The organism is Streptomyces sp. NPDC002788 (assembly GCF_053592115.1).
This window is the reverse complement of the sequence record NZ_JBSFVB010000002.1, coordinates 572,520-593,806: the sequence shown is the minus strand read 5'-3', so window position 1 is coordinate 593,806 and position 21,287 is coordinate 572,520. Positions and strand designations below refer to the sequence as shown.

Annotated in this window: 21 protein-coding genes; 9 read left to right on the top strand and 12 right to left on the bottom strand. The window is 69.6% G+C overall.

All coding sequences use genetic code 11. From position 1 onward, the window contains the following. Positions 1–49: 49 nt before the first annotated feature. Positions 50–1,216 (bottom strand): HpcH/HpaI aldolase/citrate lyase family protein, encoded by a 1,167-nt coding sequence (locus ACWD1U_RS05940; RefSeq protein ID WP_451104793.1) that lies wholly within the window; start codon positions 1,214–1,216, stop codon positions 50–52. 229 nt (positions 1,217–1,445) lie between these two features. On the opposite strand from ACWD1U_RS05940, the gene ACWD1U_RS05935 reads away from it, so the two are divergent. Then, a complete protein-coding gene (locus ACWD1U_RS05935; protein WP_451104791.1) occupies positions 1,446–2,339 on the top strand; it encodes a TerD family protein in 894 nt (297 codons plus the stop codon). A gap of 37 nt (positions 2,340–2,376) precedes the next feature. Here the strand turns inward: ACWD1U_RS05935 and ACWD1U_RS05930 are convergent, their stop codons facing one another. The 6 genes from ACWD1U_RS05930 to ACWD1U_RS05905 all read right to left on the bottom strand — a co-directional run bounded on the left by ACWD1U_RS05930 (position 2,377) and on the right by ACWD1U_RS05905 (position 6,952). Then, positions 2,377–3,114, bottom strand: coding sequence for a TerD family protein (locus tag ACWD1U_RS05930; RefSeq protein WP_451104789.1), 738 nt, complete (start codon positions 3,112–3,114; stop codon positions 2,377–2,379). Positions 3,115–3,243: 129 nt separating this feature from the next. Beyond that, a complete protein-coding gene (locus ACWD1U_RS05925) occupies positions 3,244–4,389 on the bottom strand; it encodes a DUF475 domain-containing protein (RefSeq protein WP_451104787.1) in 1,146 nt (381 codons plus the stop codon). A gap of 125 nt (positions 4,390–4,514) precedes the next feature. Continuing rightward, the gene (locus tag ACWD1U_RS05920) at positions 4,515–5,090 is read right to left on the bottom strand and encodes a TerD family protein (protein ID WP_451104786.1); all 576 of its coding nucleotides are present in this window, start codon (positions 5,088–5,090) and stop codon (positions 4,515–4,517) included. Between the two features lie 136 nt (positions 5,091–5,226). Then, positions 5,227–5,802 (bottom strand): TerD family protein, encoded by a 576-nt coding sequence (locus ACWD1U_RS05915; protein ID WP_451104784.1) that lies wholly within the window; start codon positions 5,800–5,802, stop codon positions 5,227–5,229. Positions 5,803–5,949: 147 nt separating this feature from the next. Beyond that, positions 5,950–6,408 (bottom strand): peroxiredoxin, encoded by a 459-nt coding sequence (locus ACWD1U_RS05910; RefSeq protein WP_451104782.1) that lies wholly within the window; start codon positions 6,406–6,408, stop codon positions 5,950–5,952. A 106-nt stretch (positions 6,409–6,514) separates the two neighbouring features. Beyond that, positions 6,515–6,952: a DUF3052 domain-containing protein gene (locus ACWD1U_RS05905; RefSeq protein WP_451104780.1), complete on the bottom strand. Its 438-nt coding sequence runs from the start codon at positions 6,950–6,952 to the stop codon at positions 6,515–6,517. A gap of 417 nt (positions 6,953–7,369) precedes the next feature. Between ACWD1U_RS05905 and aceE the strand changes: the two genes are divergently transcribed. Further along, positions 7,370–10,117 (top strand): pyruvate dehydrogenase (acetyl-transferring), homodimeric type, encoded by a 2,748-nt coding sequence (gene aceE, locus ACWD1U_RS05900; RefSeq protein ID WP_451104779.1) that lies wholly within the window; start codon positions 7,370–7,372, stop codon positions 10,115–10,117. Positions 10,118–10,257: 140 nt separating this feature from the next. Next, complete coding sequence (locus ACWD1U_RS05895) at positions 10,258–10,992, top strand: potassium channel family protein (RefSeq protein ID WP_451104777.1); 735 nt, start codon at positions 10,258–10,260, stop codon at positions 10,990–10,992. Positions 10,993–11,089: 97 nt separating this feature from the next. Here ACWD1U_RS05895 and ACWD1U_RS05890 read toward each other — a convergent pair whose 3' ends face one another. Continuing rightward, the gene (locus tag ACWD1U_RS05890; protein WP_451104775.1) at positions 11,090–11,398 is read right to left on the bottom strand and encodes a small hydrophobic protein; all 309 of its coding nucleotides are present in this window, start codon (positions 11,396–11,398) and stop codon (positions 11,090–11,092) included. Between the two features lie 253 nt (positions 11,399–11,651). Next, the gene (locus ACWD1U_RS05885) at positions 11,652–13,274 is read right to left on the bottom strand and encodes an MFS transporter (protein WP_451104773.1); all 1,623 of its coding nucleotides are present in this window, start codon (positions 13,272–13,274) and stop codon (positions 11,652–11,654) included. A 114-nt stretch (positions 13,275–13,388) separates the two neighbouring features. On the opposite strand from ACWD1U_RS05885, the gene ACWD1U_RS05880 reads away from it, so the two are divergent. The 3 genes from ACWD1U_RS05880 (at position 13,389) to ACWD1U_RS05870 (ending at position 16,281) form a co-directional block, all read left to right on the top strand. Further along, positions 13,389–14,075 (top strand): TetR family transcriptional regulator, encoded by a 687-nt coding sequence (locus tag ACWD1U_RS05880; RefSeq protein WP_451104771.1) that lies wholly within the window; start codon positions 13,389–13,391, stop codon positions 14,073–14,075. A 73-nt stretch (positions 14,076–14,148) separates the two neighbouring features. Next, on the top strand, positions 14,149–15,357 hold the full coding sequence (locus ACWD1U_RS05875) for an alpha/beta hydrolase (RefSeq protein ID WP_451104769.1): 1,209 nt from the start codon (positions 14,149–14,151) through the stop codon (positions 15,355–15,357). A gap of 66 nt (positions 15,358–15,423) precedes the next feature. Then, positions 15,424–16,281 carry a DUF4429 domain-containing protein gene (locus ACWD1U_RS05870; protein WP_451105033.1) on the top strand — a complete coding sequence of 286 codons (858 nt, stop codon included), beginning with the start codon at positions 15,424–15,426 and terminating at the stop codon, positions 16,279–16,281. Positions 16,282–16,387: 106 nt separating this feature from the next. On the opposite strand, the gene ACWD1U_RS05865 is transcribed toward ACWD1U_RS05870, so the two are convergent. Both ACWD1U_RS05865 and ACWD1U_RS05860 read right to left on the bottom strand, forming a co-directional pair. Further along, the gene (locus tag ACWD1U_RS05865) at positions 16,388–17,404 is read right to left on the bottom strand and encodes an aldo/keto reductase (protein WP_451104767.1); all 1,017 of its coding nucleotides are present in this window, start codon (positions 17,402–17,404) and stop codon (positions 16,388–16,390) included. After that, a complete protein-coding gene (locus ACWD1U_RS05860; protein WP_451104765.1) occupies positions 17,401–17,865 on the bottom strand; it encodes a MerR family transcriptional regulator in 465 nt (154 codons plus the stop codon). Before ACWD1U_RS05860 ends, ACWD1U_RS05865 begins: the two co-directional genes overlap by 4 nt. Before the next feature lie 98 nt (positions 17,866–17,963). Here ACWD1U_RS05860 and ACWD1U_RS05855 point away from each other — a divergent pair, with 98 nt between their 5' ends. Beyond that, on the top strand, positions 17,964–18,434 hold the full coding sequence (locus ACWD1U_RS05855; protein WP_451104763.1) for a GNAT family N-acetyltransferase: 471 nt from the start codon (positions 17,964–17,966) through the stop codon (positions 18,432–18,434). Between the two features lie 18 nt (positions 18,435–18,452). Next, positions 18,453–19,268 carry a serine hydrolase domain-containing protein gene (locus ACWD1U_RS05850; protein WP_451104761.1) on the top strand — a complete coding sequence of 272 codons (816 nt, stop codon included), beginning with the start codon at positions 18,453–18,455 and terminating at the stop codon, positions 19,266–19,268. Positions 19,269–19,301: 33 nt separating this feature from the next. Here the strand turns inward: ACWD1U_RS05850 and ACWD1U_RS05845 are convergent, their stop codons facing one another. Next, positions 19,302–19,952, bottom strand: coding sequence for a pirin family protein (locus ACWD1U_RS05845; protein ID WP_451105031.1), 651 nt, complete (start codon positions 19,950–19,952; stop codon positions 19,302–19,304). 61 nt (positions 19,953–20,013) lie between these two features. On the opposite strand from ACWD1U_RS05845, the gene fasR reads away from it, so the two are divergent. After that, complete coding sequence (fasR, locus tag ACWD1U_RS05840; RefSeq protein ID WP_451104759.1) at positions 20,014–21,219, top strand: fatty acid biosynthesis transcriptional regulator FasR; 1,206 nt, start codon at positions 20,014–20,016, stop codon at positions 21,217–21,219. Positions 21,220–21,287: the final 68 nt, after the last annotated feature.

Genomic DNA, 21,287 nt, shown 5'->3' with positions numbered 1-21,287 from the left:
TGTACCGGGCCCGGGCCCCCGTGGCCTCGAGCCCTCCCACTCCCTGCCGTCAGTCCGGCAAACCCGCCGCCAGCAGTTCCACGAAGCCGATGTCCTCGTTGGCCACGCCGAAAACCTCGGCGCGCAGCAGGGTCCGCTCGGCCCAGGCCCGATGCGGCTTCACCTCGTTCATCTTGTTCGTGTAGGCCGACTTCAGCACGCCCCCGCCGCCGCGCTCGGGGCGCAGGATGTCCTGGGCGTCGGTGAACTCCTCGTGGCTGACGACCGACAGGGCGTGCACCGGCAGCACGTGGGAGGGGTGGATGCAGGTCTTGCCCAGCAGGCCGTTGGCTTGATCCAGGGAGATCTCCCTCAGCAGGCCGTCCATGGCGTGCTCGATCAGCTTCTCGCGCAGCGCCGCGGCCTGCACCTCCAGGAAGGGGCTCTGCCGCAGCAATGGTTTGAACATGCGTTCCTGGACCCGGAAGTACTCCCACACCGGCCCGGTCACGGTGAAGCCGGTCCCGTCGGCGCGGCCCAGCATGTTCACCACGTCGGCGATCACGGAGGCGACGATCTGCACATCGTAGGCCGTCATGTCGGGGCCTCTGCGCAGACCGTACGAGGAGCAGAAGTCCGTCACGCCGAGGCGCAGGGCGAGCACGCGGTCGCGGTACTTGTCGACCGCGCGGGAGATGCCCTCCAGGGTCTCCACGCGGGACTCCCGGTAGAGCAGCTCGGGCGACTCCAGCACCGGCATGGCGAAAAGACGACGGCCGCTTTCGGCCTCGGCGGTCGACAGGGCCTCAAGGAACGGAATGCCGCGTTCCGCCGTGAACTTGGGCAGCACGAATCCGGACAGCAGCCGGACGGCGGAGCCGAGGCGCCGTACGAGGTCGGGGATCTGCTCGGGGACGCGCACGCGGATGAACAGCAGCGGCAGGTCCGCGTCCGGGAGGCCGGCGAGGGCCGTGAACTGGCGGACGAGGTTCTCCTCGCCCGGGCCGACGTCCGCGTCGTCGATCGAGTCCTCCAGGCACAGCACCATCGAGACCACACCGCGCCCGGCCTGCTTGAGGATGTCGTCGGCGAGGCGGGGCCGGGTGGCGGGGCTGTAGAGGGTGGCACCCAGGGCGGCCGCGAGCAGCCGGGCAGAGGATTCCGGGGTGAACGCGCACGGCTCCCGGTAGAAGAGACGCTTCCGCACCTCAGGGGCGATGTGCCCGAAATGACGCATGAAACTCCCCCGCGCGGTCGTGCGACCTGCGAATCGTCGAAAGCTGGCCGGTAATAGTACGTAGAAGTCCATGCCGGAGGTTCCCTTCAGGCATGAATATCAGGTAACGCGGGCAAGCACAGCCAGGCCCGGCCATCACGACGGTAGTCCGCGACGGCCGTCGGCGCCGCTCGTGGCGCCGCGGCCCCCCGCGTTGTCGTGAGCAGGACCGAGAAGGCAGGATGATCGCATGACGCACGCGATGCTGAAGGGGTCGAACGTCCCGCTGGAAGCCACCACGGTGCGCGCCGTGCTGCGCTGGACACCCGGGCAGGGGGTTCCGGACGTCGACGCCTCCGCGCTGCTCCTCGGCCCCGACGGTCGTGTGCGCTCCGACGAGGATTTCGTCTTCTACAACCAGCCCCGGCACCCCTCCGGGAAGGTGTGGCGGCTCGGCAAGAAGCGGGTCGCCGAGGGCCTGACCGACACGATCCAGACAGAACTCACCGGTGTCGAGTCGGAAGTCGGCCGGATTCTGCTGGTCGCATCGGCGGACGGCGTCACGTTCGACCGCGTGCAGGCGCTGCGCATCCTGCTGTACGACGCGGCGGGCACGGGGGACGAAGCGCTGGCGCACTTCGACGTGAAGCCGGAGACGGGCGAGGAGACCGCGCTGATCTGCGGAGAGCTGTACCGGCGCGGGGAGGGCTGGAAGTTCCGGGCGCTGGGCGAGGGCTACTCGAACGGGCTGAGGGGGCTCGCGACCGATTTCGGCATCTCGGTGGACGAGTCGGAGGCGGCGCAGGAGCCGACCACGTCCCTCCCCACGCCTCCCACCACGGCCGGCCCCGCACCCACGACCACCGGACCCGCCCAGCAGCCCCAGGCCCCGGTCCCGTCCTCTCCCGAGGTGTCCCGGCCGCTGCCCCCGGAGCAGCCGGCCGCGGTGCCCGCGCAGCCCGGATACGGCTACCCGGCCCAGCAGCCTCCGCCGACGCAGCCGGCGTACGGCTACCCGCAGGCACCGGCCACGGCGGGCGTCGCGGGCGCGCAGTCCGGCTACGGCTACCCGCCGCCGGTGACCGCGGCCCCCGACCCGGACTTCCGCCTGCCCCCGCAGGGCCCGCAGTTCATCGGCCGCTAGGCGGGACGCCGGATCCGGACCGGGACGCCGAGGCAGGTCAGCGGTCCACCTTCGTCTTGTAGCCCCGCCCCCACTGCAGCCCCCACCCGTACAGCCGGTCCAACTCGGCCTGGAAGCCGTAGACGAACTTCGCCTCGCGGCGGACGACGATCTCGTCCTTGACCTTCTCGATCATGACGACGGCGCAGGACCGGGCCTGCGGCTGGCGTTCGTCGAGGTGGATCTCGATACGGGGGCCGTTGCTCGGATAGAGCGTGACGATGGCGTGGGCCCGGTCGAAGGCGGGGGTCTGGTCGTAGATGTACACGAAGACCAGGAGCCGCTTGATGTTGTCGCGGTGGTCCAGGTTGATGTACATCGTCTCGCCGGACCCGGAGCCGAACCGGTCGTCGCCGCTGAGCTTGACGTAGGGCGGGGCGTTGACGTCGCCGAAGTAGCCGCCGAGGGGCTGGACGACGCCCTTGGTGCCGTCCTGGAGTTCGTAGAGGCAGCCCAGGTCGAGGTCGACGTTGACCATGCTCTGGCTGTGGCCGATGATCTCCGGTGGTTTCAGGGCCCGGAAGGGGTGCCGCAGCAGGCTCTCGCGCTGAGAGCCGCCGATGTCGGAGGTGCGCATCCGCCAGCTCAGGTTGACGCGCAGATGGCCGGTGGCCGCGTCCTGTTTGGTGAGTGATATCTGCGCGCGCCGCTTGGTCAGCTCGATCGCGTTGGTAGTCGCGCTGCCCGAGTCGAACTGTGCCTCGCGCCCACGCCGAAGTCCGTCGAACAAGCCCATTCCGCCCCCACGTTCACTTGGAGACCGCAGGTCATCGCATTGCCCACGGCCTTGACGACCGAACGGGGCGGCCACCGAGGGTCACCTCGGTGGCCGCCCCGCACAGAGCGTTCCTCACCCGGAGGGGTGTCACACCCCGGACGAGACCTGAGTCTTCTCGTCCGAGCCGGACCCGCCCTCGGCCGCGGCGATGGCGCGGTTGCGGCGCACGGAGGACCAGAAGGAGGCGCCGATCAGGACGACGCCGATGAGGCCGGTGATGAACTCGTTGATCTCGTACTGGATGGTCACCAGGAGGACGACGGCGAGGGCGCCGATGGCGTAGTGAGCGCCGTGCTCCAGGTAGACGTAGTCGTCGAGGGTGCCCTCGCGGACCAGGTACACGGTCAGGGACCGGACGTACATGGCGCCGATGCCGAGGCCGAGGGCCATCAGCACGATGTCGTTGGTGATGGCGAAGGCGCCGATCACTCCGTCGAAGGAGAAGGACGCGTCCAGGACCTCCAGGTAGAGGAACATGAAGAACGCGGCCTTGCCGGCCAGTTGGATCGCCGACTTGGGCTTGCCTTCGCGCTCGGCCTTCTCCTCGGCCTCGTGCTCGCGCTCCTCCTCCTCTTCGAGCTTGTCCTCGAAGTAGCCGGAGAGGCCGCCGACGATCATGTAGGTGATCAGACCGGCGACGCCGGAGAGCAGGACGGTCTCCGCCTTGTCGGCGTGTGCGCCGCCGTGCTGGTGGGCGTGGGCGCCGAAGGTCATCGAGGAGATCAGCAGGACGATCAGGGCGATGCAGACCGACAGCATGTCGACCTTGCCGAGCTTGGCCAGCGGGCGCTCCAGCCAGCCGAGCCACTTGATGTCCCGGTCCTCGAAGACGAAGTCCAGGAAGATCATCAGCAGGAACATGCCACCGAAGGCGGCGATCGACGGGTGGGCGTCGGTGACGTACTGCTGGTACTGGTCCTTGTCGGTGAGCGCGAGGTCGACGGCCTCGATCGGCCCGAGCTGGGCGCTGATCGCGACGATCACGACGGGGAAGACCAGTCGCATACCGAAGACGGCGATCAGAATGCCGATGGTGAGGAAGATCTTCTGCCAGAAGGCATTCATCTTCTTCAGGATGCCGGCGTTGACCACCGCGTTGTCGAAGGACAACGAGATCTCGAGGACGGAAAGGATCGCAACGACGCCGAACGCGGTCCACCCTCCGTACAAGATCGCTGCGACCAGGCCGAGCGCGGTGACCGCGAACGACCACCCGAAGGTTTTCAGAACCACTGGCTACCCAATCGTGTGTGTACGGGGCTCCCCCGCGCCGTACCCGGCTTTACGAACTTTTGAAGCCGAAGTCTAGTCGGCCGCTCTCAGCCGCCCACGAGGCCCCGGATTTTGCTCATATAGCGTCAGGAGACGCTCACTCCGAAGTCCATCGCGATACCGCGCAGACCGGACGCGTACCCCTGCCCGACCGCCCTGAACTTCCACTCGCCCTGGTGGCGATAGACCTCACCGAAGATCATCGCGGTTTCCGCCGAGGCGTCCTCGCTGAGGTCGTAGCGGGCGAGTTCCTGGCCGTCGGCCTGGTTCACGACGCGGATGAAGGCGTTGCTGACCTGGCCGAAGGTCTGGCCGCGCTCGTCGGCCAGGTGGATGGAGACCGGGAACACGATCTTGTCGCACCGGGGCGGCACCTTGGACAGGTCGATCAGGAGCGACTCGTCGTCGCCGTCGCCCTCTCCGGTGAGGTTGTCACCCGTGTGCTCGACCGAACCGTCCGGGCTCTTGAGCTGGTTGTAGAAGACGAACCACTCGTCCCCGAGCACCCGGCCGCCGCTGCACATCAGGGCGCTGGCATCGAGGTCGAAGGGCGCTCCGGTGGTGGAGCGCGCGTCCCAGCCGAGCCCGATCATCACCTGGGTGAGGTTCGGTGCGGCCTTGGACAGGGAGACATTTCCCCCTTTGGCGAGCGTGACGCCCATGCTGCTGTCCCTCCCCTTAGGGCCTGTCTTGCCCAGTGGTGTACTGAGGTGGTCTTGCGCGTCCGGCGCCGCACGTAAACCGTGCGGCGCCGGACAGGAAGACCTTGGGCCCTGTGCGCGGGGCCCTTCTGGTGGCTCAGACGTTCACACCGAAGTCCTGCGCGATGCCGCGCAGGCCCGAGGCGTAGCCCTGGCCGATGGCGCGGAACTTCCACTCCGCGCCGTGCCGGTAGAGCTCACCGAAGACCATGGCGGTCTCGGTGGAGGCGTCCTCGCTCAGGTCGTACCGGGCGATCTCGGCGCCGCCGGCCTGGTTCACGACGCGGATGAACGCGTTGCGTACCTGGCCGAAGGACTGCTGGCGGGTCTCCGCGTCGTAGATCGAGACGGGGAAGACGATCTTCTCCACCTCGGCCGGGACGCCCGCGAGGTCGACCTTGATCTGCTCGTCGTCGCCCTCGCCCTCACCGGTGAGGTTGTCACCGGTGTGCTCGACGGAGCCGTCCGGGGTCTTGAGGTTGTTGAAGAAGATGAAGTGCTGGTCGTTGGCGACCTTGCCGGAGTTGTTCAGCAGCAGCGCGCTGGCGTCCAGGTCGAAGTCGGTGCCGGTCGTGGTGCGGACGTCCCACCCCAGACCGATGATGACCGCGGTCAGGCCCGGCGCCTCCTTGGTCAGCGATACGTTGCCGCCCTTGCTGAGGCTGACTCCCACGAGTCCTCCATTGGTGTCCAGGGGCGGGATGCCCCGTTGTGCTCGGATGTCGGATCAACGAGTCGATCCTAGTGACGGGTTCCCGCCCCACGCAGGCCATGAAGCCGACAAATCAGCGGGTGTCGAGCGCATGACGCCCGACCGGCGTCACAGGGAGTCGAGCGCCTTCACGTAGTCGTTCAGGTCGCGCGCGTCCGGCAGGCCGTTGACGACGGTCCACCGCACGACGCCCTCCTTGTCGATGACGAAGGTGCCGCGCACGGCGCAGCCCTTGTCCTCGTCGAAGACGCCGTAGGCCCGCGAGACGTTGCCGTGCGGCCAGAAGTCGGACAGCAGCGGGTACTCCAGGCCCTCCTGTTCGGCGAAGACGCGCAGCGTGTGGATGGAGTCGTTGGAGACGGCCAGCAGCTGGGTGTCGCGGTCGGAGAACTGCGGCAGGTTGTCGCGCAGCTCGCACAGCTCGCCGGTGCACACGCCGGTGAAGGCGAAGGGGTAGAAGAGCAGAACGACGTTCTTGGAACCACGGAAGTCGGACAGCTTCACCGGCGCGCCGTGGTTGTCCTTGAGCTCGAAGTCGGGGGCCTTCTCGCCGACCTGGATCGCCATCGTTACGGGTGTCCCTTCATGGGGCTTCTGGGGTGGGACCACCCTACGCAGGCGTCGGCGCATGCCGGTGGGCGGGCCGACGGTGTCGGCCCGCCCCGTCGTACGACTACCGCTTGGACTTGGCGGCCTTGGGCGTCGCCAGCCGGCTGCCACTCCAGTCCTTGCCGACACTGACGCTCTTGGACGCCGTCAGACCCGCCGTGGTGGCGGCTTCCGAGATGTCGCTCGGCTCCACGTACCCCGAACGGCCGGTCTTCGGCGTCAGGAGCAGGATGGCGCCGCCTTCTTCGATGTACGTGGTGGCATCCACCAGCGCATCCGTCAGGTCGCCGTCGTCGTCACGGAACCACAGCACAACGGCGTCGGCCACGTCGTCGTAGTCCTCGTCCACCAGGTCGCCCTCGATGACTTCCTCGATGGTCTTGCGGAGCTCCTGGTCCACGTCGTCGTCGTAGCCGATCTCCTGGACCACCTGCCCGGGCTGGAACCCCAGCCTGGCGGCAGGGTTCGTCCGCTCCTCCGCGTGGTCCGCGGTCGCGCTCACGGGTTGCCTCCTGATCATGTCTTGGGAATAACTCAGCCACGCGCGTGCGCGAAGCATTGGCCGTAGTCCACACGGGCGGGACGGATCGCGCAAGTACCCGGCCGTTCAGACCGCCGAAACGGTGACGATCCTGGCGGTGTCACCGCAACTCCAGGCACACCATCATGGCCCGAGGTGGCGCACACCACACCTTTCTGCCCTGTTTGGGCGTTTAGGAATCGTCCGTGGGTACGAGACTCGAAAGTATTCGCCCCGGACGTCACGGAGCCGATCTCCCGCTCGGGTTACCGATCGGTAGAGATGACGTTTCACGGCACCTGGGTGGACCATGGGGAGCGGCGCAGCCCCAGCGCCGACGCCCAGCGACGACAGCGAAACAGCGGCCCTCGCACGGCCCTCCGACAGGTAAGGAACAGCGTGGCTTCCGCATCCGATCGCAACCCGATCATCATTGGCGGCCTTCCGAGTCAGGTTCCTGACTTCGATCCCGAAGAGACCCAGGAGTGGCTCGACTCCCTCGACGCCGCCGTCGACGAGCGCGGCCGGGAGCGTGCCCGCTACCTGATGCTGCGGCTGATCGAGCGGGCCCGCGAGAAGCGCGTGGCCGTGCCGGAGATGCGCAGCACGGATTACGTCAACACCATCCCCACCAAGAGCGAGCCGTTCTTCCCGGGCAACGAGGAGATCGAGCGCAAGGTCCTCAACGCCACCCGCTGGAACGCGGCGGTGATGGTCTCCCGGGCCCAGCGTCCGGGCATCGGCGTCGGCGGCCACATCGCCACCTTCGCGTCCTCCGCCTCCCTCTACGACGTCGGCTTCAACCACTTCTTCCGCGGCAAGGACGAGGGCGACGGCGGCGACCAGGTCTTCTTCCAGGGCCACGCCTCCCCGGGCATCTACGCCCGCGCCTTCCTGCTGGACCGGCTGAGCGAGCGGCACCTGGACGGCTTCCGCCAGGAGAAGTCGAAGGCCCCTTACGCGCTGTCGTCGTACCCGCACCCGCGGTCGATGCCGGACTTCTGGGAGTTCCCGACGGTGTCGATGGGCCTCGGCCCGATCGGCGCGATCTACCAGGCGCGCATGAACCGCTACATGGAGGCGCGCGGGATCGCCGACACCTCCAAGTCGCACGTGTGGGCGTTCCTCGGCGACGGCGAGATGGACGAGCCGGAGTCGTTGGGCCAGCTGTCCATCGCCGCCCGCGAGGGCCTGGACAACCTCACGTTCGTGGTCAACTGCAACCTGCAGCGCCTCGACGGCCCGGTGCGCGGCAACGGCAAGATCATCCAGGAGCTGGAGTCGATCTTCCGCGGCGCCGGCTGGAACGTGATCAAGCTGGTCTGGGACCGCACCTGGGACCCGCTGCTCGCCCAGGACCGCGACGGCGTGCTGGTCAACAAGATGAACACCACGCCCGACGGGCAGTTCCAGACGTACGCCACGGAGACCGGCGCGTACATCCGCGACCACTTCTTCGGCGACGACCACCGGCTGCGGGCCATGGTCGAGGGCATGACCGACGACCAGATCCTGCACCTGGGGCGCGGCGGTCACGACCACAAGAAGATCTTCGCGGCGTACAAGGCGGCCGTGGAGCACAAGGGCCAGCCGACGGTGATCCTCGCCAAGACGATCAAGGGCTGGACGCTGGGGCCGAACTTCGAGGGCCGCAACGCCACGCACCAGATGAAGAAGCTCACGGTCGACGACCTCAAGCGCTTCCGCGACCGTCTCCACCTGCCGATCCCGGACAAGGAGCTGGAGTCCGGCGTCCCGCCGTACTACCACCCGGGCCGGGACTCGGAGGAGATCCAGTACATGCACGACCGCCGCAAGTCGCTCGGCGGTTACGTGCCCACGCGTGTCGTCCGCTCCGAGCCGCTGCCGCTGCCCGAGGACAAGACGTACGCGACCGTGAAGAAGGGCTCGGGCCAGCAGTCGATCGCCACGACGATGGCGTTCGTGCGCCTGCTCAAGGACCTCATGCGGGACAAGGAGATCGGCAAGCGGTTCGTGCTGATCGCGCCGGACGAGTACCGCACGTTCGGCATGGACTCGTTCTTCCCGAGCGCGAAGATCTACAATCCGCTCGGCCAGCAGTACGAGTCGGTCGACCGCGACCTGCTGCTCGCCTACAAGGAGTCGCCGAACGGCCAGATGCTGCACGACGGCATCTCGGAGGCGGGCTGCACGGCGTCGCTCATCGCGGCCGGCTCTGCCTACGCGACCCACGGCGAGCCGCTGATCCCGGTCTACGTCTTCTACTCGATGTTCGGTTTCCAGCGCACCGGCGACCAGTTCTGGCAGATGGCCGACCAGCTGGCCCGCGGCTTCGTCCTGGGCGCGACCGCCGGCCGCACGACCCTGACCGGTGAGGGCCTCCAGCACGCCGACGGGCACTCGCAGCTGCTGGCCTCCACGAACCCCGGCTGCGTGGCGTACGACCCGGCCTTCGGCTTCGAGATCGCGCACATCGTGAAGGACGGCCTGCGCCGGATGTACGGCGGCTCCGAGGAGCACCCGCACGGCGAGGACGTCTTCTACTACCTGACCGTCTACAACGAGCCGATCCAGCACCCCGCCGAGCCCGAGAACGTGGACGTCGAGGGCATCCTCAAGGGCGTCTACCGCTTCAGCGAGGGCACGGGCGGCTCGATCCCGGCCCAGATCATGGCGTCGGGTGTCGCCGTGCCGTGGGCGGTCGAGGCGCAGAAGATCCTGGCCGAGGAGTGGAACGTCAAGGCCGACGTCTGGTCGGCGACCTCCTGGAACGAGCTGCGGCGCGAGGCCGTGGACTGCGAGGAGCACAACCTGCTGCACCCCGAGGAGGAGCAGCGGGTGCCGTACGTGACGCGGAAGCTGGCCGACGCGCAGGGCCCGGTCGTGGCCGTGTCCGACTGGATGCGGTCGGTTCCGGACCAGATCGCGCGCTGGGTGCCGCAGACGTACCAGTCGCTCGGCGCGGACGGCTTCGGCTTCGCGGACACGCGGGGCGCCGCCCGCCGGTTCTTCCACATCGACGCGCAGTCGATCGTGGTGGCCGTGCTGACCGAGCTGGCCCGCGAGGGCAAGGTCGACCGCTCGGTGCTCAAGCAGGCCATCGACCGGTACCAGCTGCTCGACGTGTCGGCGGCGGACCCGGGGGCAGCGGGCGGCGACGCATAACGGGTCCTCGCACGATGGGCGTCCGACCCGGGCGGGCACTGTGCAAGGACCCCTGAGCCTCCCGGCCCTGTCAAGGGGTGGTGAGCCTCACGGGTAGGCCGTGGGTCCACCACCCCTTCACCTTTCCTACGATGCGGCCCATGCAGCAGCAGTCGGCCCAGCTCCGTTGGGAACAGCACACGCAGCGCCCGCTCTTCACTCTGGCGCTGGCCTTCGCCGTCGCCTACGCCGTGCCGATCGTCCGGCCGGACGCGGGCCCGGCCGTGGTGGAGGCGTGCACGGCGGTCGAGTGGCTGGTGTGGGCGGCCTTCGCCCTCGACTACGCCATACGTCTGGCGCTCGCTCCGCATCGGCCCGCCTTCGTCCGGACGCACTGGCTCGACCTGGCCGCGGTGGTGCTGCCGCTTATTCAGCCGCTGCGACTGTTGCGGCTGGTGTCGACGCTGCTGCTCGTCGGGCAGCGGGCGCGGATGGCCTCGCAGATCAGGCTGACGACGTATGTCGGCGGGGCCGTGGTCGGGTTGCTGATGTTCGGCTCACTGGCCGTGCTGTCCGTGGAGCGGGACTCCCCCGACGGGAACATCCGGACGCTGGGTGACGCGGTGTGGTGGTCGTTCACGACGATGACGACCGTCGGGTACGGGGATCATGCGCCGACGACCGGGCTGGGGCGGATGCTCGCGGTCGGCCTGATGCTCTCCGGGATCGCCCTGCTGGGTGTGGTGACGGCGAACATCGCGGCCTGGTTCATCGCGCGGTTCGAGAAGGACGACGTGGAGGAGCGGCGGCAGACGGAGGCGATACGGGAGCTCACGGAGGAGGTGCGCGCGCTGCGCGGGGAGCTGGCGGCGCTGAAAGGGACGGCGGCCGAGTAGTAGGGCGGAGCACGGGGGAGCGCCGGCCGAGTAGTGCGGAGCACGAAGGCGGGCCCCCGGCCGAACCGCCGGAGGCCCTGCCCTCATGTGACCCGGATCAGAACATGCCCATGCCCGGTGCGGCCGCTCCGGACAGCCGGAGGACGGCCAGGAGCGTGTCGATGGCGCCCAGGACCAGGGCGACCACGGCCGCGGTGGGGCGGGAGCCCGACCAGGTGCGGCCCATGGCGAGCCAGCCGCAGACGATCGCGGCCGGGCCGAGGATGATCCCCAGCACGAAGAAGCCTGCGACTGCGCAGATGACTCCGATGAGTCCGAGCGTCGCGCGATCCGTCCCGGTCCGTGACCACGTCCGGCCACGTGAGCGGGGGTGCCTGCGCGTACCGTGTCCGAAGCTCGCCATCATCAACTCCCGTAAACCCTCGGTCGGTTGGGGTTCTGTTCGGGTATGACTTGGCGAGTACCCCGTGAACGGCCTTCAATCCCCGCTGCCTGCGCGCTGCCCCCCTCCAGCAGCGCGCCGCAGCGTCCGCCTCCCACGCCCTGCGGAGGACTTGACCCACTGTGACCTGCGAGGCACGCGGGAGGGGAGGGTTCGGCGGTGCGGTTCACCCTGATAGGCGAACGCCCCCGGGAGCAGGGCGTCTTACGACAGGCCGTCAGATGTGCGCGGCACCCGCGCCCGCACCCGCGTTCTCACCGCGCTTCGTCAGGAACGCCACCAGCACCGCCACCACGGCGACACCCGCGGCGACGAGCGACGCCGCGCTCATGCCGGAGATGAACGTGTCGTGCGCGACGCCCGTGATCTTCGCGGCGATCGCGTCGGGTGTGCCCGGCGCCAGCGGCGGGACACCGACCTGGACCGCCTCGGACGCCTGGTGCTCCTGCTCTCCGGTCAGCGGCGGGAGCCCCGCCTTCTCCCAGTTGCCCGCCAGGTCGCTGTTGACCTTGGAGGCCATGACGGCACCCAGCACAGCCGTACCGAGGCTGCCGCCGATCTGCATGGCGGCCTGCTGCAGACCACCCGCGACACCCGAGAGCTCCATCGGGGCGTTGCCGACGATGACCTCGGTCGCGCCGACCATGACCGGCGCGAGACCGAGGCCGAGCAGGGCGAACCAGAGCGACATGATGCCGCTGCCGGTGTCCGTCTGCAGCGTCGACATCCCGTACATGGCGATCGCGGTGCACGCCATACCGCCCGCGAGCGGGACACGGGGACCGAACTTGGTGATCATCGCCCCGGCCAGCGGCGAGCCGACGATCATCATGCCGGTGAGCGGCAGCAGGTGCAGACCGGCGTCGATCGGGCTCATGCCGTGCACGTTCTGCAGGTAGAACGTCACGAAGAACAGGCCGCCCATGAAGGCGATGGCCATCAGGACCATCAGCACGACACCCGCGGACAGCGCCACGGACCGGAACAGCGCCAGCGGGATCAGCGGCTCCTTCACCTTCGTCTCCCAGAAGGCGAAGAGCGCGAAGCACAGCACGGAGGCACCGAGGAACGCCAGCGTCTTGGCGTCGCCCCAGCCCCACTCGGACGGCGGGGCCTTGATGAGCGCCCACACCAGGCAGAACACGGCGGTCGACAGCAGGGCGATGCCCAGGACGTCGAAGGAGCGCGGGGCGTTCTCGGCGCGGTGGTCCAGCAGGATCAGCACGCCGAGGACCACGGCGAGGACGCCGACCGGCACGTTGATGAAGAACACCGACTGCCAGTTGACGTGCTCGACGAGCACGCCGCCGAGGATCGGGCCGCCGGCGGTGGACGCGCCGATGACCATGCCCCAGATGCCGATCGCCATGTTCAGCTTCTCGGCCGGGAAGGTGGCCCGCAGCAGGCCGAGCGCGGCCGGCATCAGCAGCGCGCCGAACAGACCCTGCAGGACGCGGAAGGTGACGACGAACGCGATGCTGTCGGACAGGCCGATGGCCCCCGAGGCTGCGGCGAAGCCGACGACGCCGATGAGGAAGGTCTGCCGGTGCCCGAAGCGGTCGCCGAGCTTGCCCGCGGTGATCAGGGAGACGGCGAGGGCGAGGAAGTATCCGTTGGTGATCCACTGGACCTCGGCGAAGGTTGCGCCGAGGTCCTTCTGGATGGCCGGGTTGGCTATGGCCACGATGGTGCCGTCGAGGGCCACCATCATGACCCCCACAGCGACGGTGATGAGGGTGAGCCAAGGGTGCCCTCGCAGCCCCTTGCCCGGCGTCGCGTCCGACGGCACCGGTGCCTTGTCCCCCGACGCCGTCGTGTCGATGGTGGTCTGACTAGTCATACGTTCGAGGCTAATGACAGCCACTGACAGTTGACAAACCAATTCACTAGTCGGTGGCTGACGCGATATCCCCCGTATAGCCTGAACTGGGATAACAGTTCGGAGGAGAGGCCCTTGAAGACTGCGCACACGGCGGACACGGCGGCAGCCGCACCTCCGGCACCCCGTCCGGGCCTGCGCGAGCGCAAGAAGCGGCGCACCCGGGACGCGCTGCTGCGGGCCGCCCTGGAGCTGTTCGTCACGCGCGGGTACGAGGAGACGACCGTCGACGACATCGCCGCCGCCGTCGACGTCTCGCAGCGCACCTTCTTCCGCTACTTCGCCGGCAAGGAGGAGACGGCGTTCTTCGTGCCGCGTCTCGCGGAGGCCCTCGTCGTCGACGCCGTGCGGACCCGCCCGCCGGCCGAGGTGCCGCTGGAGGCGCTGCGCCGGGCCGTGCTGGAGAGCTGGGACGCGATCCACGAGGCGGTCGAGGAGATCGTGCCGATCGACCTCCACATGCGCGTCTACCGGGTGATCGAGTCCACGCCCGCGCTGCTCGCCGCCCATCTGCGGCGGGCGGCGGAACTGGAGGAGCAGCTCGCCGGCATCATCGCCGAGCGCGAGGGGCTCGACGTGGACGCGGATCCCCGGCCGAGGATCGTCGTCGCCCTCTTCGGCGGGGTGATTCGTGTCACCGAGCGGCTGTGGTCCACGGGGGACGACCTCACCCTCGAGGGACTGCGGGAACTCACCGCCGCCTACCTGGACCAAGTGGGGCCCGCGCTGGCCGGGAACTGGCGTGCGGAGCGGTCCCCTTAGCGCATATACCGAAACGTGATCCCGGTCACTTGGTTAACGCGAGACCCTCTCGTTCTCCTAGTGTGTCCTTTCAGTGACTTCCTTCGACACCTCCCCGCAAGTGAACGTCTGGCGCGCACTGCTCGCTCTGGCCGTCGTGTTCGTGATGCTGGCGACCACCGGCTGGACCGCCCTGCGCCACCAGCGGGGCGTCACGCCGCTGCAGGCCTCGGTCTCGGCCTGGGAGCACGGCAGCATCGCCGGTCACCGGCTGCCCGACCCGCAGTCCGAGCCGACGAAGCTGGCCCGCTTCTTCGCCTCGCTCGGCGAGGGGGAGCGCGCGAGCCTGGCCCGCAAGTACTCGCTGGCGGTCGGCAACATGAACGGCGCCCCCGTCGAGCTGCGCTACCGCGCCAACCGCATCGCGCTTGCCGAGGCGCGCGAGGTCGAGCGGGAACGCATGCACGACCAGCGCCTCACCCCGGGCGGCCGGCACGAGGCCGGGCGCCTGATGCACCGCCTCGACGACCTCATGGAGAAGGGCCGCCGCATCCTGGCCTTCGACCCCGAGGGCTCGGGCCGGGTGGCGGAGGTCTTCGGCGACCTGCGCACGGCGGACCGGGTCTCGGTCGTGGTGCCCGGCGTGGACACCGACCTGCTCACCTTCCAGCGCTCGCACCGCAAGTACTCGGCGCCGGTCGGCATGGCCCAGTCCCTGTACGAGGCCGAGCAGAAGGCGAGCCCCTCGACCCGTACGGCCGTCATCGCCTGGGCCGACTACACGGCGCCCAGCGGCCTCGGCATCGACTCGGCCACGGCGATGCGCGCCGATGAGGGTGCCGTACGGCTGAACGCGCTGGTGCGGGCGCTGCCGGGCAGTGCGCCGGTCTCGCTGTTCTGTCACAGCTACGGCTCCGTGGTGTGCGGGGTCGCCGCGCACTCCCTGCCGGGCCGGGTGTCCGACATCGCGGTCGCCGGCAGCCCCGGCATGCGCGTGGAGAAGGCCGCCCAACTGCACACCACCGCCCGGGTGTGGGCGATGCGGGACGCCGACGACTGGATCCAGGACGTGCCCTATCTGGAGCTGGGCGGACTGGGTCACGGTGCCGATCCGGTGTCCGTCTCCTTCGGGGCACGGGTGCTGTCCGCGGCGGGCGCGAGGGGTCACGCCGGCTACTTCGAGCCGGGAACGGCAAGTCTGTTCAATTTCGCAGAGATCGGCGTTGGCGCATACCGCTCGGTGCACTGCGCGCACGAAGACGGCGTCTGCCGTACCGGTTTGTCCGGCGCGGCGGCGGCCTGACGCGCGTAGCGGCGCAGGAATTGCGGTCTGCTCGGGAGGGGGACGGAGGAGCGCGTGCCGCATACGATGAGCCGCATGGGTGACGTACTGGCCGGATTTCATGCCGCCTGGGAGTTCGAGTCCGACTCCGTGCTCATCCGCTACGAACGGGGGATTCGAACACCTAAGCTCTTCCAGGCGCTCGGGGAACGTCGTGTGCCGCTGGAGGCGATCGCCGGGGTGACGCTGACGCGCGGGAAGCGCGGCACGGTCGTGCTGCGTGTCGAACCGCGGCCCGGGGCGGACCCGTTGATGGAGGCTGCCGCCGGGCAGCTGAAGGAGAGCAGCGACCCCTACCGGCTGGTGTTGCCGGCCGAGCGGGAGGTGCTCGCGGAGTACTACGCCGATGAACTCCGGGCGCTGCTGACGGAGTCCGGGCCGGCGGAGCGGTACCTGGTGGAGCCGCCGCAGGGGCCGCTGTCGTTCAAGGCGTACGACGGAAAGGCGTCCTTCGACGGGCGGACCGTGAACTTCCGGTGGTTCTGGACCGGGGCGTCGTCGGCGAAGTGGAAGGCCGGGGACCAGAGCTTCTCCGTCGGGGAGCTGAACGGGGTGGAGTGGCGGTCGCCGGAGGTGTTCGAGGGGCATCTGCGGTTGCTGCGGCGGGACGCGGGCGCGTCTGCCGAGCAGGCCGATCAGGATCCCGCCGCGGTGGTGTTCGGGCTGGGGTACGGGCCGGTGCACGAGTCACTGCCGTTCGCCGCGGCGGTGCTTGCGGCGGTGCGGACGTCCAGTCCGGTGGCGGCTGTGGCTGCGGCCGGGCCGCGGCGTGATCCCGCGGATATCGCCGAGCGGATTCGTCACCTGGGTGAACTGCATCAGGCCGGGTTGGTGACGGATGAGGAGTTCTCAGTCAAGAAGGCCGAGTTGTTGGCACAGCTCTAGCGTCCGAGGGATCCCGCACGTGGGCGGGCGCGGGGTGTGCGTGGCTGGTCGCGCTCACGCGGCGGAGCCGCACATCGACACAGCCCCGCGTCCCTGGCGTACTCCCCTACTCCCTGCCCGCGGAGGTGAAGGCCATGTCCGCATAGCGGGTACCCGCCACCTGGGCCGCGATTCCGTTCAGCAGGTCCAGTTGTTCGTCCGTCAGGACGATCCTCGTCGCCGCCGCGTTCTCCTCGACCCTCGTCGGCTTGCGGGTGCCCGGGATCGGGATGACCGGCAGGTCGTGGATCGTCGCCTGCTGCTGGGCCCACGCCAGGGCGATCTGGCCGAGGGAGGCGTCGTGGGCCTTGGCCACCGAGCGGATGAGTTCCAGGAGGGCCGCGTTGGCCGTCGCGTTGTCGCCCGTGAAGCGGGGCTGCTGGCGGCGGAAGTCGTCCGGGGTCAGGTCCTGGTCGGCGTTGGTGAACGAGCCGGTGAGGAAACCGCGGCCGAGGGGCGAGTACGCGACGAGCGCCACGCCCAGTTCGCGGGCCGCGGGGACGACATGCGTCTCGATGTCGCGGCTGAACAGGGACCACTCCGACTGCACGGCGGCGATGGGGTGGACGGCGTGGGCGGCCCGGAGTTCGGCGGCTGTGACCTCGCTCAGGCCGAGGTGCTTGACCTTGCCCTCGCGGACCAGGTCGGCCATGGTGCCGACGCTCTCCTCGATCGGCACGTTCACATCGCGCCGGTGCATGTAGTAGAGGTCGATGACGTCGACGTCCAGGCGCTTCAGGCTCGCCTCGACGGCCTGGCGGATGTAGGGCGGGTCGTTGCGGACGATACGCCGGGTCGGGTCGTCCGGGGGGATCGACAGGGCGAACTTGGTCGCGATGACGACCTCGTCGCGGTGTGCCTTGAAGAACGGCGCCAGGAACCGCTCGTTCTCGCCGGCGCCGTAGGCGTCGGCCGTGTCGTAGAGGGTGACACCCAGTTCGAGTGCGCGTTCCAGCGTCGCCCGGGACGCGTCCGCGTCCGCGGGGCCGTAGCCGAAGCTCATGCCCATGCAGCCGAGGCCCTGGACACCCACCTCCGGGCCGTTGCCGCCGAGCTTCGCCGTCGTGATCCTGCCGTCCGTCATCGGGACCTCTCCGACGCCGGGGCACGCCCGGCGTCCGCGTAGAAACTGATCTTCCGGTCGAGCACGGCGAGCGTGCCCCGGAGCTCGTCGATCCTTGCCAGGACGTCCTCGCGGGTCGTCTTCAGCAACTCGAAGCGCTCGCCGTAGGTGTGGTCGCCCTCGCGCACCAGTTCCGCGTACCGGACCATGTCGGCGACCGGCATGCCCGTCAGGCGGAGCTTGCCGACGAGGTCGAGCCAGTCGAGGTCGCGGTTGGTGTAGCGGCGCTGGCCGGTGTGGGACCGGTCGATGTGCGGCATCAGGCCGATGCGCTCGTACCAGCGCAGGGTGTGTGCCGTCAGGCCGGTCAGGGCGACGACCTCGCTGATCGTGTAGCGGTCCTCGCCGTCCGGACGCCGGTTCTGCTGCGGCGGGCCGGCGCAGGTGTCGGCCCTGGCCCCCGTGGTCTCCATCACCGTCATGACCCCCACGCTAGGACCTTGGAGTGCACTCCAAGCAAGCGCCGACGGTAAGAAATCGGCAGGACGCCTCTTGATCCGGCTGGTTAGCGTACGGAGCCATGAGTCTCGTACGCCGTGCCCTGCCCGAGGACGTCGAGGAAGTCCTGCGTCTGCGTCAGATCATGATCGACTCGATGTTCGCGTCCGATTCGTCCACCCACTGGCACGGGGAGTCCCTGCCCACCCTGAAGGCCGAACTGGGCGAGCCGGACGGCGACTTCGTGGCGTTCGTCGTGGACCACCCGGAGCGGCCGGGCGCACTCGCCTCGCTGGTCGCCGGGACGACCGACTACCGGATCGGCAAGTCGGGCGATCCGCAGGGCATGGTGGGGTTCGTGTTCAGCGTGGCCACCGACCCCGACGCCCGGCGCCGCGGGTACGCCCGCGCGTGCATGCGGACCCTGCTGGAATGGTTCCGCGAGCGCGGCGCCCGGCGCGTGCAGCTCACCGCCTCGCCGGAGGCCGAGCCGCTGTACGTCTCCCTCGGTTTCCGGCCCAAGCCCAACCCCTTGCTGGAACTCACGCTGTGAGCGCATAGGCTCGAACGCATGTCGCTGAAGAGCCTCGCGCTGATCGAGAACTGGCCGGTTTCCACCGCTGCGGCGGGTGTCGTACGGGCGGACGGCACCGTCCTCGGTACCCACGGCCCGGCCGGGCAGCGGTTCCCGCTCGCGTCGGTGACCAAGCCGCTGGCCGCCTACGCGGTGCTCGTGGCGTACGAGGAGGGCGCGATCGAGTTCGACGAGCCCGCGGGCCCCACCGGGTCGACGGTCCGGCACCTGCTCGCGCACACCTCGGGCCTCGCCTTCGACGAGCACAAGATCACGGCCGCGCCGGGTGAGCGGCGGTTGTACTCCAACGCCGGCTTCGAGCAGTTGGGCGATCATGTCGCGAAGGCGACCGACATCCCGTTCGCCGAGTACCTGCGGCAGGCCGTGCTGGAGCCGCTGGGCATGACCTCGACGACCCTGGAGGGCTCTCCGGCCAAGGACGGTGTGTCCACGGTGGAGGATCTGCTGCGGTTCGCCGCCGAGGTACATGCGCCGCGGCTGCTGGATCCGCGCACGGTCGCCGAGGCGATGACGGTGCACTACCCGGGCACGAAGGGCGTCCTGCCGGGCTACGGCCACCAGAACCCCAACGACTGGGGACTCGGCTTCGAGATCCGCGACTCCAAGTCGCCGCACTGGACGGGCGCTTCGTCCTCCCCGCGCACGGCCGGGCATTTCGGTCAGTCCGGTACGTTCCTGTGGGTCGATCCCGACGCACGGGCCGCGTGCGTGGCGCTGACGGACCGCGCGTTCGGGCCGTGGGCGATCGAGGCGTGGCCGGCGTTCACGGACGCGGTGCTGGCGGAACTCTAGGAGGCCCCCCGCCGCCGGCGGAGGGCCCGGCTCTCAGGTCATCTCCCAGACCAGCAGCTCCGCCTCGGTGACGCCCTCGGCCTCCAGTCCCTCGGCGTCGGTGATGCGGGCCGCGTCGCCGGCGTGCAGTTCCTCGCCGTCCAGGCGCACCTCACCGCGTACGACGTGCACGTAGACGTACGCCCCGTCCGGCACCGCCGTCCGCTCCCCCGCCGCCAGCCGCCGCACGTGCAGCATCGCGCCGGCCTCGGGGACGGCGTAGGGGGTGGAGTCGGCGATGCCGTGGACGACCTCGTAGAACGGGTCGCCGCCGGGTCGGCGCGGGGCCAGCCACATCTGGATGAAGGTCAGGGGCCCCGGGCCGTCGTTGCGCTCCACATGGCGCACCCCGCCCGCCGAGCTGAGCCGCTGGACGTCCCCGTGGCGTACGACGGACTCGTGCCCGGTGGAGTCCCGGTGCGTCAGCTCGCCCGCCACCACCCACGTCACGATCTCGGTGTGGCTGTGCGGGTGCTCGTCGAAGCCGGCACCGGGCGCCAGCCGCTCCTCGTTGCAGGCGAGCACCGCGCCGAAACGGAGGTTGTCCGGGTCGTAGTGGGACCCGAAGGAGAAGGCGTGCCGGCTGTCGATGCCTGCGGCCGGATCCCCTCCTGGGTAGCGCTCGTCCGCGCGCCTCACGTCCATCACGGAGTCCACCGTAGACCCGGCGGCGCACCTTCCCGTCCGGATAAGGCAGTCTTGTCCCGTGCCCGAACCCGAAACCAGCAAGAGCGCAGCCGCAGCGCACGACGTCCACCCCCATGCCGCCACGCTGAAGCGGCTGGAGAAGTCGTCCGGATCGCTCGCCGCGCAGGCCATCGCGCGGATGGACGAGACGCTGCCCTGGTACCGGGCCATGCCCCCGGAGAACCGTTCCTGGATCGGTCTGGTCGCGCAGGCGGGCATCGCCGCGTTCACCGAGTGGTTCCGGCGCCCGGACGCCCCGCAGGCCATCTCCACCGACGTGTTCGGTACCGCCCCGCGCGAGCTGACCCGGGCGATCACGCTGCGGCAGACGGTGGAGATGGTGCGCACCACCATCGAGGTCATGGAGTCCGCGATCGACGAGGTCGCGGCCCCGGGCGACGAGAGCGTGCTGCGCGAGGCGCTGCTCGTCTACGCCCGGGAGATCGCCTTCGCCACCGCCCAGGTGTACGCGCAGGCCGCCGAGGCACGCGGCGCCTGGGACGCCCGGCTGGAGTCCCTGGTCGTGAACGCCGTGCTCAGCGGCGAGGCCGACGAGGGCGCCGTGTCCCGGGCCGCCGCCCTCGGGTGGAACTCGCCCGAGCACGTGTGCGTGGTGCTCGGGACGGCGCCCGACGGGGACAGCGAGCTGACCGTCGAGGCGATACGGCGCGCCGCCCGGCACGCCAAGCTCCAGGTGCTGACCGGGGTCCTCGGGGACCGGCTGGTCGTCATCGCGGGCGGCAGCGACAACCCGCTGGCCGTGGCCAAGTCGCTCATCGGCCCGTTCGCCGCCGGACCGGTCGTCGCGGGCCCCGTCGTACCCGACCTGCTGACCGCGACCCGGTCCGCGCAGGCCGCCGCCGCGGGCCTCAAGGCGTGTTCCGCCTGGCAGGACGCTCCGCGCCCGGTCCTCGCCGACGATCTGCTCCCGGAGCGGGCGATGGCCGGCGACCCCACGGCCCGTGAGCAGCTGGTGGAGGAGATCTACAGACCGCTGGAGGAGGCCGGGGCGGCGCTCCTGGAAACCCTCAGCGTCTATCTGGAACAGGCCAGCAGCCTCGAGGGGGCCGCGCGGATGCTGTTCGTGCATCCCAACACCGTCCGCTACCGGCTTCGACGTGTGACTGACGTCACCGGCTGGTCACCCTCCGATGTACGCTCTGCGTTCACGCTGCGGATCGCGCTGATCCTGGGGCGTCTGGTCGATGGAGATCTCCAGCCCTAAGGTTTTGTCGAAGCTCGACAAAACCCCCTCGTGTTCTTCGTCCCTGTCCCCACGGGCGGCCGTGCCCG

Excerpts from the sequence above, each read along its gene's own strand:
- ACWD1U_RS05940 (WP_451104793.1), bottom strand. The coding sequence starts at position 1,216 with ATGCGTCATTTCGGGCACATCGCCCCTGAGGTGCGGAAGCGTCTCTTC.
- ACWD1U_RS05935 (WP_451104791.1), top strand. The coding sequence starts at position 1,446 with ATGACGCACGCGATGCTGAAGGGGTCGAACGTCCCGCTGGAAGCCACC.
- ACWD1U_RS05930 (WP_451104789.1), bottom strand. The coding sequence starts at position 3,114 with ATGGGCTTGTTCGACGGACTTCGGCGTGGGCGCGAGGCACAGTTCGAC.
- ACWD1U_RS05920 (WP_451104786.1), bottom strand. The coding sequence starts at position 5,090 with ATGGGCGTCACGCTCGCCAAAGGGGGAAATGTCTCCCTGTCCAAGGCC.
- ACWD1U_RS05910 (WP_451104782.1), bottom strand. The coding sequence starts at position 6,408 with ATGGCGATCCAGGTCGGCGAGAAGGCCCCCGACTTCGAGCTCAAGGAC.
- ACWD1U_RS05895 (WP_451104777.1), top strand. The coding sequence starts at position 10,258 with ATGCAGCAGCAGTCGGCCCAGCTCCGTTGGGAACAGCACACGCAGCGC.
- ACWD1U_RS05890 (WP_451104775.1), bottom strand. The coding sequence starts at position 11,398 with ATGATGGCGAGCTTCGGACACGGTACGCGCAGGCACCCCCGCTCACGT.
- ACWD1U_RS05885 (WP_451104773.1), bottom strand. The coding sequence starts at position 13,274 with ATGACTAGTCAGACCACCATCGACACGACGGCGTCGGGGGACAAGGCA.
- ACWD1U_RS05870 (WP_451105033.1), top strand. The coding sequence starts at position 15,424 with ATGAGCCGCATGGGTGACGTACTGGCCGGATTTCATGCCGCCTGGGAG.
- ACWD1U_RS05865 (WP_451104767.1), bottom strand. The coding sequence starts at position 17,404 with ATGACGGACGGCAGGATCACGACGGCGAAGCTCGGCGGCAACGGCCCG.
- ACWD1U_RS05860 (WP_451104765.1), bottom strand. The coding sequence starts at position 17,865 with ATGACGGTGATGGAGACCACGGGGGCCAGGGCCGACACCTGCGCCGGC.
- ACWD1U_RS05855 (WP_451104763.1), top strand. The coding sequence starts at position 17,964 with ATGAGTCTCGTACGCCGTGCCCTGCCCGAGGACGTCGAGGAAGTCCTG.
- ACWD1U_RS05850 (WP_451104761.1), top strand. The coding sequence starts at position 18,453 with ATGTCGCTGAAGAGCCTCGCGCTGATCGAGAACTGGCCGGTTTCCACC.
- ACWD1U_RS05845 (WP_451105031.1), bottom strand. The coding sequence starts at position 19,952 with ATGGACGTGAGGCGCGCGGACGAGCGCTACCCAGGAGGGGATCCGGCC.